A 16,211-nucleotide genomic window follows, 5' to 3' on the forward strand; every position below is an offset into this window, starting at 1 on the left:
GATGCCCCTGGCACTCTCCGGCCGGGAGTGCCAAGTCTGTGACGACAGGCCAGCGGCATCGCGCCTGCGCCGGGGATGATGGAGAGATGATCCACTACCATTTGCGCTGCACCAGCACCGCGGAGGAGCACGCCTTCGACGGCTGGTACCGCGACAGCGCCGCCTTCGAATCCCTGGCCAAGGCCGGGCTGGTGGACTGCCCGGTCTGCGGCGGGACCAAGGTGCAGCGCGCGTTGATGGCCCCGGCCATCCCGAAGAAGGGCCGCCCGGCGCGCAATGCCGTGGTGCCGGCGCCGGCGCCTGAAGCGCCCGTCCCCGCGCCCATGCCCCAAGCCGCCCCCGCGGCCGCGGCCGGCCCGCTGCCCGACCAGGTCCGCGCCATGTTGCAGAAGCTGCGCGCCGAGGTGGAGCGCAACTGCGACTACGTCGGAGCCGACTTCGCCGAGGAAGCGCGGCGGATGCACAACGGCGAATCTGAACGCCGCGGCATCTTCGGCGAGGCGAGCGAGGCCGAGGCGGAGGCGCTGCGCGAGGACGGGATCGAGGTCGCGCGCATTCCGTGGGTGCCGCCCGCGGACGCGTGAGCGCTCGTTTGACGATCACCGAGTGACCGAGCGGAGCGACACCTTCGAGCGCGTGCGCGGCTTTCTGGCGCGCCACACGGTCGCGCGGGCGGAAGGAGGTGGTTCGTGACGGAACGCGCGCTGCCGAAGCCGGCGCCGTCGAGAACCGCCCGTGCGGTCGCGGCGAGCTTCACCGCGGCTTGGCTCCTGGTGACGTCGGCGCCGGCGGTCTCCGGCCAGCGCAGCGAACCTGAGTCTCGGGCGTCTGCCGGCCTGCCCATCGAGAACGCCGCCGAGCGCGACCGCACAACCACGGTGCGTACCGAACCGTGGCCGCTGCGCCCGGACCCGAGGCCGGAAGCGGGCGGGGCAGGCTGCCCTGCCGACGCACACTACATGCTCCTCATCGGCGGCCTTGCGCTGCGTCTCGGGCCGGGACGCGGCTTCAGCTCCGCCGCTCCGGTGGAGCGCCGGTGGCCCACCTGGATATCAGACCTCCCGCGCTGCGGCGACGGACGCAGTATCGAGGTGCGGTGGCTGTACTTTAACCTTGCCTCCTTCACCTCCCTGCCGCGGGATTGCTGGGCCGCGGGCGTCCCGCCCGGCCCCGATGGACCCGCCTGCGCGGCTACGCCCGAGGGGCTGCGGGCTGGGCTGCAATACTTCGTTCGCGGGCTGCCAACCGACATCACCTTGACCGCGCAGACGGCGAGCGCCGCCAGCTCAAGCGAGGAGATCCTCTCCCGCGGTCTGACCATCGCACGGCGGACCCCGCTCGGGCACGAGGCGTTGATCTCGCCGTTCCCAAGCGGCGAGCCTTTCGGCCGGGTGATCTATCGCCTGCCGCGCCTCGGCGAAGGCGCCGAGGCGCTCGGGCCGCTGCTCGTCGAGTGTCACACCGCCCGCTCGCCGAACCCGACACCGCCGGAGCGGATTCAGTCGCCGCATACTTGCGAGGTCAATTTCCACCTGTCCCACGCAGGCGTGGCGGTCAACTACCGCTTTCCGCGCGAGATCTTCGACGAGCCGGACTGGCAGGCGCTCGATCTCCGGGTGCGCCACTGGATCCAGGAGCGCACGGCAGTGGCGCCGCATCGCTAGGTGTTCAGCCCCGCCGCGCCATCACCATGTAGTTCACGCCCACGTCGCGGCTGGCCCGCCAGCGGCCGGACAGCGGCTCCATGACCATGCCGGTGATGTCCTTCACCTCCATCCCGGCCCGGCGCAGCCCCGCGCCGAGTTCGCCCGGGGTGACGAACATCCGCCAGTCATGCGTGCCGACCGGCAGCAGGTGCAGTAGGTACTCCGCGCCGACCTTCGCCATCAGGAAGGCGCGCGGCGTACGGTTTAGCGTGGACAGGAACACCGGCGCGCCGGGCTTCGCCGCGCGGGCGAGGGCGGCCAGGAACGTGTCCCGGTCGGCGACGTGCTCGATGACTTCCAGGGCGATGACCGCATCGAAAGTTTCGCCCTCGGGCAGGTCCTCGGGCAGGCCTTCGCGATAGGCGATGTCGAGGCCAGCCGCCGCCGCATGGGCGCGAGCGGCCTCCAGCGCCTCCCCGGCGGCATCGAGGCCGGTGACGCGGGCGCCGCGCCGGGCCAGCGCCTCCGACGCCAGCCCCGCGCCGCAGCCGACATCCAGGACCGTCAGCCCCGCCAGCGCATCCGGCGCGGCCGGGTCCCGCCCGTGCAGCCGGGCGACGCGTTCCGAGATCCAGCCCGTGCGCAGCGGGTTCATCCGGTGCAGCGGCTTCATCGGCCCGTTGGGGTCCCACCAGCGGGCGGCGAGCGCGTCGAACTTCGCAACCTCGGCGCCGATTTTCGTGCCGGCAGTCGGCATATTCGGGGTCCCTTTCGCATCCGGGCGGGTTGCGTGGCACCCGGGCCATCGGTATCTGTCCCGCCCCGCCGCCCGGCGCAACTGCCGGGGTGCCATTCTCCCGCCCGGCCCCAGGATCCGCACACCGCCGATGGCCCGTATCGTCATGAAGTTCGGCGGCACTTCCGTCGCCGACCTCGACCGCATCCGCAACGTCGCCGCCCGCGTGAAGCGGGAGGTCGATGCCGGCCACCAGGTCGCCGTGGTGGTCTCGGCCATGTCGGGCGTCACGAACCAGTTGGTGAAGTGGTGCCAGGAGCTGTCGCCGCTGCACGATGCGCGGGAATACGACACCGTGGTCGCGACCGGGGAGCAGGTTACGACCGGCCTCACCGCGATCGCCCTGCAGACCATCGGGGTCGAGGCACGGTCGTGGCAGGGCTGGCAGGTGCCGATCGTGACCGACCAGGCGCATGGCAAGGCGCGGGTGGAACGCATCGACGGCGCGCTGCTGATCGAGCGCATGGAATCCGGCCAGGTGCCGGTGATCGCCGGGTTCCAGGGCATCGACCTGGGGCGTAACCGGATCACGACGCTGGGGCGCGGAGGGTCGGACCTGTCGGCCGTGGCCGTCGCGGCGGCGGTCAAGGCGGATCGCTGCGATATCTACACGGACGTGGATGGCATCTATACGACCGATCCGCGCATCGTGCCGCGGGCGCGCAAGCTCGAGCGCATTTCCTTTGAGGAAATGCTGGAACTTGCCTCGGTCGGGGCCAAGGTGTTGCAGACGCGGTCCGTCGAGTTGGCGATGAAACTCGGCGTGCGGGTGCAGGTTGTTTCGAGCTTCGAGGACAAGCCCGGCTCGCTGGTGGTGGATGAGGACGAGATCGTGGAACAGCCTGTCGTTTCCGGCATCGCGTATTCGCGCGACGACGCCAAGGTGACGCTGCGTCGCCTGCCCGATCGCCCAGGCGTGGCGGCCAAGGTGTTCGGTGCGCTCGCGAAGGCCAACGTCAACGTCGACATGATCGTGCAGAACGTCGGTGCCGACGGCATGACGGACATGACCTTCACGGTCGGCAAGGCGGACCTGGCGCGCGCCCAGGACATGCTGGCGAAGGAACAGCACGAACTCGGGCACGAGGCGGTGCTGGCGGACCCCGACGTGGCCAAGATCAGCGTGGTCGGGATCGGCATGCGCAGCCATGCGGGCGTGGCGAACACGATGTTCAAGGCGCTGGCCGAGAAGGGCATCAACATCCAGGTGATCTCGACCAGCGAGATCAAGGTCAGCGTGCTGGTCGCCGCCGACTACACGGAACTCGCGGTGCGCGCCCTGCATACCGCCTACGGGCTGGATGCGCCGGCGTGACCAGCATGGACCGCAGTGCGGCCGACGCCCGTCTGGGCACCCTCATGGCACGGGGGGCCGGCTTCTTCGGCAGCCAGGTCGCGATCATGGGTGGGGCGATGTCCTGGGTCAGCGAACGGCACCTGGTCGCCGCGCTGTCCAATGCCGGCGCTTTCGGGGTCATCGCCTGCGGGGCGATGGAGCCGCCGCGGCTGGCGGAGGAGATCGCCGGCACGAAGACGCTCACGCAGAAGCCCTTCGGCGTGAACCTGATCACGATGCATCCGCGGCTCGAGCAACTGGTGGATGTCTGCCTCGAGGCGAAGGTCGGGCACATCGTCTTCGCCGGCGGCATCCCGCCGGGCAGCGCCATCAAGAAGGCGAAGGATGGCGGGTCCAAGGTGGTCTGCTTTGCCCCCGCCCTGGTGCTGGCCAAGCGCATGATCCGCAGCGGTGCCGACGCGCTGGTCATCGAAGGTTCGGAGGCGGGCGGGCATATCGGCCCCGTTTCGCTGAACGTGCTGGCGCAGGAGATCCTGCCGCATGTCACGGACGTGCCGGTCTTCGTGGCCGGCGGGATCGGCCGCGGCGAGGCGATCCTGTCCTACCTCGAGATGGGCGCGGCGGGCGTGCAGCTCGGCACGCGCTTCGTCTGCGCCACCGAATCCATCGCGCATCCAGCCTTCAAGCAGGCCTTCATCCGTGGCAATGCGCGCGACGCCATGCCGACCATCCAGCTGGACGATGCCTTTCCGGTGATTCCCGTCCGCGCCCTGCAGAATGCCGGTACCAAGCGCTTCCTGGAGCACCAGGCGGAAACCATCCGCCGCTTCCGTGCCGGAGAGCTCGACAAGGACGCGGCGCAGCTCGACATCGAGCATTTCTGGGCCGGGGCGCTGCGCCGCGCCGTGATCGACGGCGATGTCGAGAACGGGTCGCTCATGGCGGGCCAGTCGGTCGGCATGGTCACCCGGGAGCAGTCGGCAGCCGAGATCATCGCCGAGCTGATGGAGCAGGCGGCCGCCGCCCTGATGGCCCGTGGCCGCAACGCAGCCTGACGCCGCGATGGGAGTTTGCGGGACCCGGCCGCCGGGTCTAGAAGCCGCCCCGGACCCCGGACCTCCATGAAGCGCACCCCACGCCCCGACATCACCGCCGCAGAGGCCGCCCGTGTGGGCGAGGACCTCCGCGAGGCCCGCCTGACGCTCGGCGCCAGCGTCGAGAACATGGCCGAGCGGCTGCGGATCAACCGCCGCTATATCCACGCGCTGGAAGAAGGGCGGATCAAGGACCTGCCCGGGCCCGCCTATGCCGTTGGCTTCGTCCGGTCGTACGCGGCCGCGCTCGGCCTCGACCCGGACGAGGCGGTGCGCCGCTTCCGCGACGTGACCGGCGGGGCAACGACCAAGAATGGCGAGCTGGTCTTCCCCGAACCCGTGCCGTCCCGCGGCATGCCGGCCGGCGTGCTGGTGGCTGCCGGCGTGGTGGTCGCCATCGGCGCCTATGTTGCTTGGTACAATTGGAGCGGGTCGGGCAATCGCGTGGTCGATGCGGTTCCCCCGGTGCCCGCGCGGCTCGACCAAGCGGCGCAGGACGGGCAGCGGATGCGCGACCCGGCCACCGGGCAGGTGGTGAATCCTGCGCCCGCGACCCAGGCTCAGGCCGCCGGCAACCCTGGTGTGGCTGGGCCGCCGCCGGCGCCGGTCGCGCCCGCGGCTGCCCCGCCCGCCCCGCCGCCACCGGGCGACGGCCCGCGTGTCGTGCTGCGCGCACGCGGCGAATCCTGGATCCAGGTCCGCGACACGCGGGCGAATTCGGTGCTGACGGATCGGGTGCTGCGCCCTGGCGAGAGCCTGCCGGTCCCGGGCCGTGACGGCCTGGTCCTGACGACCGGCAAGGCCGAGAACCTCGACATCGTGCTGGACGGCCAGGTGACGGCCGCGCTGGCGGGGGCCACGGGTGTGCGCCGCGGAATCGCGCTCGATATCGAGCGCCTGCGCGGCACGGCCGAGGCATCGCCCGCCGCCGCACCGCGCCCGGCCGGGGCACCGGCCGCACCGCCGGCCGGCCCTGCGGCCACGCAACCACCCGCGCCGCGGCCCACCACGACGCCGCCCGCTCGGCCCTAAGGCGCGCCGCTCGGCGTGAAGCCTTCCGGCCGGCGGCGCGAGCGGCCATATTGGCACCGCCGCCGCCGAGCGCAGGAACCGGAACCACACGCATGGCCTATCGTCCCTACCAGGAAATCCTGCGCCGCAAATCGCGCCAGATCCGCGTGGGCAAGGTGCTGGTGGGCGGTGATGCGCCCATCAGCGTGCAGACCATGACCAACACGCCGACCGAGGACGCGCAGGCGACGATCGACCAGATCCGTCGCTGCGAAGTGGCGGGTGCGGACATCGTGCGCGTGTCATGCCCGACCGAGGAAGCCACCGCCGCGCTGCATGAGATCGTGCGCGAGGTGAATGTCCCGATCGTCGCGGACATCCACTTCCACTACCGCCGCGCGATCGAGGCAGCGGAGGCCGGCGCTGCCTGCCTGCGCATCAACCCGGGCAATATCGGCAGCAAGGACCGCGTGAAGGAGGTCGTGAAGGCCGCGCGCGACCATGGCTGTTCGATCCGCATCGGCGTGAATGCCGGCAGCCTCGAGAAGCACCTGCTCGAGAAGTACGGGGAGCCCAACCCCGAGGCGCTGGTGGAAAGCGCGCTGTGGCATGCCGACCACCTGCTCCAGGAAGGCTTCGACGAGTTCAAGATCAGCGTGAAGGCGTCCGACGTGTTCCTCGCCGTCGCGGCCTACCAGCAGTTGGCCGAAGCCTGCGACCACCCGTTGCACATTGGCATCACCGAAGCTGGCAGCAAGCGCGCGGGCACGGTGAAGTCAGCGATCGGGCTCGGGTCGCTGCTGTGGGCGGGCATCGGCGATACCCTGCGGGTGTCGCTCTCGGCCGAACCCGAGGAGGAGGTCTCGGTCGGCTGGGAGATGCTTAAGTCGCTGCACCTACGGCACCGGGGCGTGAAGATCATTTCCTGCCCGTCCTGCGCACGGCAGGGCTTCGACGTGATCCGCACGGTCGAGAAGCTGGAGGAACGCCTCGCGCATATCCAGCAGCCGATCAGCCTGTCGATCATCGGCTGCGTGGTGAACGGGCCTGGTGAGGCGCTGATGACCGATATTGGCCTGACCGGCGGCGGGGCTGGCACGCACATGGTCTATTCGGCCGGCCGGACCGACCACACGATCCGTTCCGAGGAGATGGTCGACCACATCGTCGCCCTGGTGAGCGCGAAGGCCGAGGCGATGGCCGAGGCGGCGCGCGCGGCGGCGGAAGAAGCGGCACGGCAGGCAGCGGAATGAGCCAGGCCGCGGCGTCATGGCTGCGCCGCGGTGCGGCCTGCGTGATGCTGGCCCTGGCCTGCGCTGCGGCGCCCGGGGCACGCGCGCAGCCTGGCAGCGTCGAGATGCCGCCCGCCGAGGATGACGCGCCGCCCGTCGATGTCCGTCCCGGCGGTGCCTCCTGCGGGACCATCAACAGCCGTGCCATGGAAGCCTCGCTGGTGATCCGCCAGCATGCCAGCGCCCTGTCCGTCGGCATCCCGCCCGATGCGCGCGCGCAGGGGATCGTGCTGCTGGCGTATCTCGACCAATGGGCGGGCCGGTTGCGCGGGCTGATCGACCTCGGCGAATTCACCGAATGCCTCGACGAGGGCGAGGCCGAGACCTATCGCCGGGCGCTGGCGCTGGCGAACCGCGTGGGCAACCAGGCGCGCGAGGACCTGTTCCGCGCCGCCCGCGCACCGCAGCCCGAACAGCCCCGCAATCGCCGCCCCTGACTCCCGACCGGACATACGAATGACAGCCTTGCAGCCCGTCCGTGGCACGCGCGACCTGATCGGCGAGGAGTTCCGCCGACACCACGCCGTGGTGGAAGCGGCGCGGCGGGCCAGCGCTCTCTATGGCTTCGAGGAATGGGCCACGCCCATCTTCGAGGATACGGGCGTGTTCGCCCGCGGCCTGGGTGATTCATCCGACGTCGTGATGAAGGAGATGTACACCTTCACCGATCGCGGCGGCGATTCCGTGACGCTGCGCCCGGAGATGACCGCCGGCGTGTGCCGCGCGTTGGTCTCCAACGGGCTCACGCAATCCAACCTGCCGCGCAAGGTGTTCTACGCCGGACCGATGTTCCGCTACGAGCGACCGCAGAAAGGACGCTACCGCCAGTTCCACCAGATCGGGATCGAGGTGCTGGGTGCGGCGGAACCGCTCGCGGATGCCGAGGTGATCGCCTGCGGCTGGGATATTCTGGTCGCCCTGGGCGTTTCGGACGGTACGGTGCTCGAGATCAATACCCTGGGCGACGCGGAAAGCCGCGACGCCTACCGCGCCGCGCTGGTCGCGTATTTCGGCGTGCATCGCGATGCGCTCAGCCATGACAGCCAGCTGCGGCTGGAGAAGAACCCGCTGCGGATCCTCGACAGCAAGGACGAGGGCGACCGGGCGATCGTCGCCGACGCGCCCGTGATAGGGGCGCATCTGACGGAGGCGGCAGCCGGCTTCTACGCGGCGGTGAAGGCGCACCTGGTCCGCTTCGGCGTGCCGTTCCGGGAGAATCCACGGATCGTGCGCGGCCTCGACTACTACAGCCATACGGCTTTCGAATTCGTGACAGATCGCCTGGGCGCGCAGGGCACCGTGATGGCGGGCGGGCGCTACAACGGCCTGGTCGAGGAAATGGGCGGCCCGCCCACGCCCTCGGTCGGCTGGGCGGCGGGCATCGAGCGGTTGTCGATGCTGCTGCCGGCCGCGCCCGCGGCGCCGCGGCCCGTGGCGGTGATCCCGGTCGGCGATGCGGCAGAAGGCCCCGCGCTGGATGTGCTGCAGGCGCTGCGGCGCGCCGGCGTGGTGGCGGAGATCGCGTATCGCGGGAACCTCAAGCGGCGGATGGAGCGCGCCAACCGGATCGGGGCGCGCGCCGCCGTCATTCTGGGGGATGAGGAGATCGCCGCCGGTGTCGCGCAGCTGCGCGACCTCGATGCCGGCACGCAGGAGAAGGTGCCCCTGCCGGAGGTGCCGGGGCGGCTCGCATGAGCCTGTCCGATCGGCTCGACCGCGTGCTGTCGCGCGCGGAGGAGGTGCGTCACATCCTCGCCACCGCGCCGGGGGCGGAGATCGGCGCATTGTCCAAGGAGCTCTCGGAACTCGAACCCCTGGTCGCGAAGGTCGAGGAGCTGCGCGCCGCCACCCGCGCGCGTGACGAGGCCGAGGCGATGATGGCCGACCCCGAGATGCGCGACCTGGCCGAGGCCGAATGGCTGGCGCAGAAGGACCGCGTGCCGCTGCTCGAGCGTGAATTGCAATTGATGCTGCTGCCACGCGACGCGGCCGATGAGCGCAGCGGCATCCTGGAGATACGCCCAGCGGCCGGCGGCGACGAGGCCGGGCTGTTTGCGGCCGAGTTGTTCCGCGCCTACCAGCGCTATGCCGAATCACGCGGCTGGCGCTTCGAGTTGTTGGACTACGACGAGAACGACCTGGGCGGCATCAAGGGTGCGACCGCCGAGATCGCCGGGCGCGGCGTGTTCGCACGCCTGAAGTTCGAAAGCGGCGTGCATCGCGTGCAGCGCGTGCCGGCAACCGAGACGCAGGGGCGCATCCATACCTCGACCGTCACAGTGGCCGTGCTGCCGGAGGCCGAGGAGGTGGACGTGCAGGTCAATGAGGGCGACCTGCGCATCGACACCTATCGCGCCTCGGGTGCCGGCGGGCAGCACGTGAACAAGACCGATTCCGCGGTGCGCATCACCCATCTGCCCACCGGGATCGTGGTGGCGATGCAGGAGGAGAAGTCGCAGCACAAGAACCGCGCGAAGGCGATGAAGGTGTTGCGCGCGCGGCTGTACGATGCGCAGCGCCAGGCCGTTGACAGTGCCCGCGCGGCCGACCGCAAGTCACAGGTTGGCACCGGCGACCGGTCGGAGCGCATCCGCACCTATAACTTCCCGCAGGGGCGCGTGACCGACCATCGCATCGGCCTCACGCTGCACAAGATCGACCGCGTCATGCTGGGCGAATTCGACGAGATCTTCGACGCGCTGATCGCCGAGGACCAGGCGGCGCGGCTGGCGGCCGAGGCCGCGTGACGTCCTGCGCCGATCCGGGCGGGTCGGTCGGCGCCTTTCTGTGTCAGGCGGGCCAGGTGCTGCGTGCGGCGGGCATCGAAGCGCCGCGACAGGAAGCGCGGATGCTGCTGGCGCATGTGCTGGCCTGCCGGGAGGAGGACCTGCTGCGCGATCCGCGTGCGCCCGTGGCGACGCAGGCCGGTGCCGACTTCACGGCCCTGCTGCGACGGCGCGTCGCGCGCGAACCGATGGCGCATCTGGTCGGGCATGTCGGATTCTGGACGCTCGACCTTGCCGTCTCGCCAGACACGCTGATCCCTCGCGCCGATTCCGAGGCCATCGTGGAGGCTGCGCTCGACGGTTTCGCGGATGGTGGGCGGGTGCTGGACCTCGGCACCGGGACCGGGGCGCTGCTGCTGGCGGTGCTGGCCGAACGGCCGGGCGCCTGGGGCGTCGGCGTCGATTGCGTGCCCGCGGCCGCGCGGCTCGCGGCGCGAAACGCGGCAGCGAATGGTCTGGCGTCGCGCGCGGCGTTCCTCGCCGCGGACTGGGATAGTGCGATCGCCGGGCGATTCGACCTGGTTCTGTCGAACCCGCCCTATATCGCCAGCGCCGAGATCCCGGCGCTGATGCCCGAAGTGGCGCGGTATGAACCGGCCTTGGCGCTGGATGGTGGCGCGGATGGGCTGGACGCGTACCGGCGCGCCATCGGTCGGCTGCCGGCGCTGCTGGCGCCGGGCGGTCGGGCGGTTCTGGAGCTGGGAGCGGGCCAACGCGCGGCGGTCGAGTCGATCGCAGCCGGGGCAGGGCTGGTCGCGATTTCGGCGCGGACAGACCTCGGCGGGATCGACCGGGCGCTGGTGCTGGCGCTGCGGGGATAGGCGCCGGCAGGGCGGCGGGGCGAAAAATCCGTTTGGCGCCGGGGCCGCCGGCCGCTAGAGTGCTGATGCGGTAGGGCAGGGGTTGCCCTCTCCTTACCCGGACAGCGCAGACAGCGGGCGTGTTTCCCGCCGGAATGCTCCGGGGCCGCAGGTGTCCTGACCATGATCGTCGCTGCATCCAGCGAAGGCGGCGGATGGGCAGGCCACTGCAAGCCATGACCGGCAGACTTGGGACAGCGGCCGCAGGCCGACGGCCACGGTATGACGGCATACAACGAGACCGGCTGCATGCCGTGGTGGCACGAACCCTTGGCGGTTCTGTCTCGACGGGCGCGGACCGGGCGCAGGACAGCGAAACGCAACACCGATGAACATGAAGCGCATGCGCGGCCGTGGCGGCCATCGTCATGGTGGCGGGGGTGGCGGGAGCCAATTCCGCCATACGGGTGGTGGAGGTGGCGGCGGCGACCGGCAGCCTCTGAACCGCAACCACGTCTTCGACTCGAGCGGTCCGGACATGCGGCTGCGTGGGACCTCCCAGCAACTGTTCGAGAAGTACCTGCAGCTCGGCCGGGACGCGACGAGCGGCGGGGACCGCGTGATGGCGGAATCCTACTTTCAGCATGCGGAACACTATTTCCGCATTCTCAACGCCATGAACCAGGCCGCGGCACAGCAGCAGCAGACGCAGCAGCGCCGCTACCAGCCCAACGAGCAGGGCGAGGGCGACGGCGGCGAGGCCACCGAGATCGGCGGCAACAACGGCCAGGACCACGGCGACACCGAGGGTGCGGCCGAGAGCGCCGGCGAGGCGCGCGAGCCTGCCTGATGACCGGCGGATGAAGGGTTCACCTTCATCCCGGGACATGTCCGGCCCGGTATCGCGTTGCAACCCGTAGAGGCCGTTCGGGCGCGCTCACCAGTGGGCCACGGGTCCGCATGTCGTCCGCGTGACGCGCCAGCGGGGGGCTTAGTGGGCGGGCATGCGGCCCGTCAGCCTTCCGGATCGGTGACTTCCAGCGCGTCGCCGACGGCGATTCGCCCGCCTTCCAGGACCTCGGCGTAGATGCCCAGGTCGGCATGGCCGAAATGCTCGCGCAGCCAGCGCGGCGGCTGCGCGTCCCGCTCGGCCGTGAGCGGGTTCACCTCGGTCGCGGGGCAGCGGACGATGCGCTTGACCACGCGCAGGCGCGCCTGGCCGAGTAGGATCTCACGTCCGATCCAGTCGAATTCCGCCCAGGGCTTTCCGCCGGAGACGTAAACGTTGGCGCGGAAGCGCAGTGGGTCGAGCGGCATCCCCGCGACCTGTTCCAGCGCATGCAGGCTCGATAGCCCGATGATGGAGACGACCTTCTTTGCGACGTCGGAGAAGGAATGGCCCGGCGCCTCGACGAAGCGCGGGGTGCCCCGGGCTTCCTCCCCCAGCGCGGCGGTGAGGGCGCGGGCGATGGCGGCGCGGCCCTCGTCCGTGCGCGTGCTCGCGATGACGGGAGCGGAGCCCGGGATGCGCAGCACCAGTTCCCCGGTGCGGGCGTCAAAAGCGGAATGCACCAGCGCGAGGCGGGCATTGGCCATGAGGCACCCAAAGTTGCGCTTGGGCACCCAAGCGGGGGCATCCGGGTTGAAAGCGGAGTCGCCCTGGGCCAGGGCGAAGCGGCGGTCTTCCGGCAGGGTGGCGCCAGGAGTGAGGCCGACCTCCTCCATGGCTTCGGCCGTCAGGCCCTTCACGGGGTAGCGGTAGATCGTTTCGATTCGCATGGCGCCCCCTTGAAGCAGATCAACGACGCTTACCACATGCGGGGCTCATAGGAGGCGTGGCTGCTGCCCATATGGGGGTGGCCGACGCCTGTCCGCTCAGAGAGGGACGAAAATGGATATCGAGAAGTTCACCGATAGGGCGCGCGGCTTCCTACAGGCTGCGCAGACCATTGCGATCCGCGAGTACCATCAGCAGGTCACGCCGGGGCACCTGGCGAAGGCTTTGCTGGATGATGCCGAGGGGGCGGCCAGCGGGTTGATTCGCGCGGCCGGCGGCGATCCGGCGCGGGTCAAGCAGGCCGTCGAAGCGGTACTGGCGAAGTTGCCGAAGGTCTCCGGCGGAGGCGCGGGGCAGCCGCAGTTCACCCCCGATATCGTGCGCGTGCTGGATGCCGCGCAGCAGCAGGCTCAGCGAGCCGGCGACGAATACGTCGCGCAGGACCGGCTGCTGGTGGCGCTCGCCGCAAGTGAGGGCGATGCCGGGCGCGCCTTTCGGGACGCGGGTGCCGATCCGCAGCGGCTGGAAAAGGCCGTGGCGGACCTGCGCAAGGGCCGCACCGTCAACAGCCAGAATGCCGAGCAGACCTTCGATGCGCTGAAGAAGTACGCGCGCGACATCACCGCCGCGGCGCGCGAGGGTAAGCTCGATCCCGTGATCGGCCGTGATGAGGAAATCCGGCGCTCGATCCAGGTTCTGGCGCGGCGCACCAAGAACAACCCCGTGCTGATCGGTGAGCCCGGCGTGGGCAAGACGGCGATCGTCGAGGGCTTGGCACTTCGCATCGTGAAGGGCGACGTGCCGGAGGCGCTGAAGGACAAGAAGGTGATGGCGCTCGACCTCGGCGCCATGGTCGCCGGGGCGAAGTACCGCGGCGAGTTTGAGGAACGCCTGAAGGGCGTGCTGTCCGAGGTGACCGAGGCTGCGGGCGAGATCATCCTGTTCATCGACGAGATGCACACGCTGGTCGGCGCGGGCAAGGCGGACGGCGCGATGGATGCGTCGAACCTCCTGAAGCCGGCGCTGGCGCGCGGCGAGCTGCATTGCATCGGCGCGACCACGCTCGATGAGTACCGCAAGCATGTGGAGAAGGACGCCGCGTTGGCGCGTCGCTTCCAGCCGGTGTTCGTGGGCGAACCGAGCGTGGAGGACACGATCAGCATCCTGCGCGGCATCAAGGAGAAGTACGAGCTGCACCACGGCGTGCGCATCACCGACGGGGCGCTGGTGGCGGCCGCCACGCTGTCCAACCGCTACATCACGGACCGCTTCCTGCCGGATAAGGCGATCGACCTGGTCGACGAGGCGTCGTCGCGCCTGCGCATGCAGGTGGACAGCAAGCCCGAGGAGCTGGACGCGATCGATCGCGACCTGATGCGGCTCAAAATCGAGCGGGAAGCGCTGAAGAAGGAGACTGACGCGGCTTCGCGCGACCGGCTGGGCAAGCTCGAGAAGGAGCTGGCCGATCTCGAGGAACGCTCGAACGAGATGACGCAGCGCTGGGAGGCGGAGAAGGGCAAGGTCGTCGAGAGCCAGAAGCTCAAGGAGCAGCTGGACAAGGCGCGCACCGACGTGGAGCTGGCGCAGCGCAAGGGCGACCTCGCGAAGGCGTCCGAACTGCTCTACGCGGTCATCCCGGGCATCGAGAAGAAGCTGGCCGAGGCCGGGGACGACGATGCGCGGCTGGTGAACGAGGCCGTCACCGAGGAAGGCATCGCAGCCGTCGTGTCGCGCTGGACCGGCGTACCGGTCGAGAAGATGCTGGAAGGCGAGCGCGCCAAGCTGCTGCGCATGGAAGACTCGCTGCGCCGCCGCGTTGTCGGCCAGGAGGAGGCGCTGGAAGCGGTCTCGAAGGCCGTGCGGCGTGCGCGGGCAGGGCTGCAGGATCCCAACCGGCCGATCGGGTCGTTCCTGTTCCTCGGCCCGACGGGTGTGGGCAAGACCGAGTTGGTGAAGGCGCTCGCGCAGTTCCTGTTCGACGACGAGCGGGCGATGACGCGCATCGACATGAGTGAGTTCATGGAGAAGCACGCCGTCTCGCGCCTGATCGGCGCGCCGCCCGGCTATGTCGGCTACGAGGAAGGCGGCACGCTGACGGAAGCGGTGCGGCGGCGGCCCTACCAGGTGATCCTGTTCGATGAGGTCGAGAAGGCGCATGACGACGTCTTCAACGTGCTGCTGCAGGTGCTCGACGACGGGCGCCTGACGGACGGGCAGGGGCGCACGGTCGACTTCCGCAACTGCATCATCGTGCTGACCAGCAATCTTGGCAGCCAGGCGATCGCGGAGCTTCCCGAGAACGCCGAGGTGGACACGGTGCGCCCGGCGGTGATGCGCGCGGTGCGCGAGCGCTTCCGGCCGGAGTTCCTGAACCGGCTGGACGAGATCGTGCTGTTCCGGCGGCTTGCGCGGGCGGACATGGCCTCGATCGTCGATATCCAGCTGGAGCGGCTGCTGAAGCTGCTCGAGGACCGGAAGGTGCGGCTCGAACTGGACGCGAAGGCGCGGGAGTGGCTGGCGGAAGCAGGCTACGACCCGGTCTATGGTGCGCGGCCGCTCAAGCGCGTCATCCAGCGCAACCTGCAGGACCGGCTCGCCGGGCTCCTGCTGGAGGGCAGCATCAAGGACGGCGACGTGGTGCGCGTGAGCGCGTCGCAGGACGGGCTCGAGGTGCGGCCCGGGCTGGCCGAGGCGGCGTAGCGCCGGCGGCCGCGCGGACGGCCTGGGCCGGCCCGCGCGCCGCAACGCCCGGGCGCGTCAATCGGACGCCAGGGCCATTTCCTGGCGTTCGCCGAGACTCGCGGCGAGGGTGGCCAGGCTGCGCTGTCGTGCGCGAAAGGCAGCCAGGTCGGCGCCGCCCAGCCGCGCTGCTTGCTGCACATGCCGGGCCGGGTTCACCGCCCGGCCCGCGACGGCAACCTCGTAGTGCAGGTGCGGGCCGGTCGACAGGCCGGTTGAGCCCACCGCGCCGATCACATCGCCCTGGCGCACGCGGCGCCCGGGTCCGACGCCGCGTGCGAAGCGCGAGAGGTGGGCGTAGCGGGTCTCGACCCCATTGGCGTGGCGCAGGCGCACCATGAGCCCGTAGCCTCCCTCGCGACGGGCCGAGACCACCGTGCCGTCGGCGGCGGCGAAGACGCGCGTGCCGGTCGGCGCGGCGAAGTCGATGCCTTGGTGCATGCGGTTGAAGCCAAGGACCGGGTGCGAGCGCATGCCATAGCCCGAGGAGATACGAGCGCCGTCAAGCGGCGTGCGCAGGAAGCTTCGGCGCAGGCTGCGGCCGTCACGATCGAACCAGTCGGTCTCGCCGCGCGCGGATCTGTGGCGCCAGATCTCGATGACACGGCTGGAGAGCGTGAGGCGCGCGCCGAGGATCTGCCCGTGTCCCAGGATGTCCCCCTCGCTGTCGCGGAAGCGTTCGAACAGGATCGAGAAACGGTCGCCGGGCTGCAGGTCACGCTGGAAGTCGACCTGGTGGCCAAGGATGCGGATCAGCGAAAGCGCCAGGCCGGGCGGGAGGCCGGCGCGGGTCATGGCCGGGAACAAGCCGCCATCGACCGTGCCCTCGGCGCGTGCGGCAAAGCGCTGGCGGGGGGCGATGAGCTGTTCGGCGCGCCAGGTTCCGTTGGCGGCGCGGCGTGTGCGGATGGTGCGGCCGGGTTCGGGCTCGACCTCGATCTCAAGCAGGATCGCGGGGTCGGACGTAGTAAGG

The 16,211-nt window shown here is 70.4% G+C and carries 15 protein-coding genes (1 of these 15 cut by a window edge); 12 read left to right on the top strand and 3 right to left on the bottom strand.

Annotated elements, in window-relative coordinates; translation table 11 throughout:
* Positions 1 to 86 precede the first annotated feature (86 nt).
* Both MWM08_RS09130 and MWM08_RS09135 read left to right on the top strand, forming a co-directional pair.
* Positions 87 to 584, top strand: a complete 498-nt coding sequence (locus tag MWM08_RS09130) for a DUF1178 family protein (protein WP_244459131.1) — start codon at positions 87 to 89, stop codon at positions 582 to 584.
* 105 nt (positions 585 to 689) lie between these two features.
* Complete coding sequence (locus MWM08_RS09135) at positions 690 to 1,664, top strand: hypothetical protein (RefSeq protein WP_244459132.1); 975 nt, start codon at positions 690 to 692, stop codon at positions 1,662 to 1,664.
* Positions 1,665 to 1,668: 4 nt separating this feature from the next.
* Here the strand turns inward: MWM08_RS09135 and ubiG are convergent, their stop codons facing one another.
* Complete coding sequence (ubiG, locus tag MWM08_RS09140) at positions 1,669 to 2,403, bottom strand: bifunctional 2-polyprenyl-6-hydroxyphenol methylase/3-demethylubiquinol 3-O-methyltransferase UbiG (RefSeq protein ID WP_244459133.1); 735 nt, start codon at positions 2,401 to 2,403, stop codon at positions 1,669 to 1,671.
* 130 nt (positions 2,404 to 2,533) lie between these two features.
* Between ubiG and MWM08_RS09145 the strand changes: the two genes are divergently transcribed.
* From MWM08_RS09145 to MWM08_RS09185, 9 genes are all read left to right on the top strand, one after another.
* The gene (locus MWM08_RS09145; protein WP_244459134.1) at positions 2,534 to 3,757 is read left to right on the top strand and encodes an aspartate kinase; all 1,224 of its coding nucleotides are present in this window, start codon (positions 2,534 to 2,536) and stop codon (positions 3,755 to 3,757) included.
* 5 nt (positions 3,758 to 3,762) lie between these two features.
* Complete coding sequence (locus MWM08_RS09150; protein ID WP_244459937.1) at positions 3,763 to 4,794, top strand: NAD(P)H-dependent flavin oxidoreductase; 1,032 nt, start codon at positions 3,763 to 3,765, stop codon at positions 4,792 to 4,794.
* 66 nt (positions 4,795 to 4,860) lie between these two features.
* Positions 4,861 to 5,865, top strand: a complete 1,005-nt coding sequence (locus tag MWM08_RS09155) for a helix-turn-helix domain-containing protein (RefSeq protein ID WP_244459135.1) — start codon at positions 4,861 to 4,863, stop codon at positions 5,863 to 5,865.
* 92 nt (positions 5,866 to 5,957) lie between these two features.
* Positions 5,958 to 7,097 (top strand): flavodoxin-dependent (E)-4-hydroxy-3-methylbut-2-enyl-diphosphate synthase, encoded by a 1,140-nt coding sequence (gene ispG / locus MWM08_RS09160; protein WP_244459136.1) that lies wholly within the window; start codon positions 5,958 to 5,960, stop codon positions 7,095 to 7,097.
* Positions 7,094 to 7,573, top strand: a complete 480-nt coding sequence (locus MWM08_RS09165) for a hypothetical protein (RefSeq protein WP_244459137.1) — start codon at positions 7,094 to 7,096, stop codon at positions 7,571 to 7,573. Before ispG ends, MWM08_RS09165 begins: the two co-directional genes overlap by 4 nt.
* Before the next feature lie 19 nt (positions 7,574 to 7,592).
* A complete protein-coding gene (gene hisS, locus MWM08_RS09170; protein ID WP_244459138.1) occupies positions 7,593 to 8,831 on the top strand; it encodes a histidine--tRNA ligase in 1,239 nt (412 codons plus the stop codon).
* Positions 8,828 to 9,883, top strand: a complete 1,056-nt coding sequence (gene prfA / locus MWM08_RS09175) for a peptide chain release factor 1 (protein WP_244459139.1) — start codon at positions 8,828 to 8,830, stop codon at positions 9,881 to 9,883. The genes hisS and prfA overlap by 4 nt, the downstream gene beginning before the upstream one ends.
* Positions 9,880 to 10,743 carry a peptide chain release factor N(5)-glutamine methyltransferase gene (gene prmC, locus MWM08_RS09180; protein ID WP_244459140.1) on the top strand — a complete coding sequence of 288 codons (864 nt, stop codon included), beginning with the start codon at positions 9,880 to 9,882 and terminating at the stop codon, positions 10,741 to 10,743. The genes prfA and prmC overlap by 4 nt, the downstream gene beginning before the upstream one ends.
* A 382-nt stretch (positions 10,744 to 11,125) precedes the next feature.
* Positions 11,126 to 11,572, top strand: a complete 447-nt coding sequence (locus MWM08_RS09185; RefSeq protein ID WP_423816046.1) for a DUF4167 domain-containing protein — start codon at positions 11,126 to 11,128, stop codon at positions 11,570 to 11,572.
* A gap of 164 nt (positions 11,573 to 11,736) precedes the next feature.
* Here the strand turns inward: MWM08_RS09185 and MWM08_RS09190 are convergent, their stop codons facing one another.
* On the bottom strand, positions 11,737 to 12,501 hold the full coding sequence (locus tag MWM08_RS09190) for an MOSC domain-containing protein (protein WP_244459142.1): 765 nt from the start codon (positions 12,499 to 12,501) through the stop codon (positions 11,737 to 11,739).
* 112 nt (positions 12,502 to 12,613) lie between these two features.
* Here MWM08_RS09190 and clpB point away from each other — a divergent pair, with 112 nt between their 5' ends.
* Positions 12,614 to 15,199: an ATP-dependent chaperone ClpB gene (gene clpB, locus MWM08_RS09195; RefSeq protein ID WP_244459143.1), complete on the top strand. Its 2,586-nt coding sequence runs from the start codon at positions 12,614 to 12,616 to the stop codon at positions 15,197 to 15,199.
* 57 nt (positions 15,200 to 15,256) lie between these two features.
* Here the strand turns inward: clpB and MWM08_RS09200 are convergent, their stop codons facing one another.
* Positions 15,257 to 16,211: the 3' portion of a M23 family metallopeptidase gene (locus MWM08_RS09200; protein WP_244459144.1), read on the bottom strand. The gene runs 239 nt beyond the window's last position; 955 of the gene's 1,194 nt are visible here — the last part of the coding sequence; the start codon falls outside the window, past its right edge; it ends in the stop codon at positions 15,257 to 15,259.

Source organism: Roseomonas fluvialis, assembly GCF_022846615.1.
Lineage (GTDB): Bacteria > Pseudomonadota > Alphaproteobacteria > Acetobacterales > Acetobacteraceae > Neoroseomonas > Neoroseomonas fluvialis.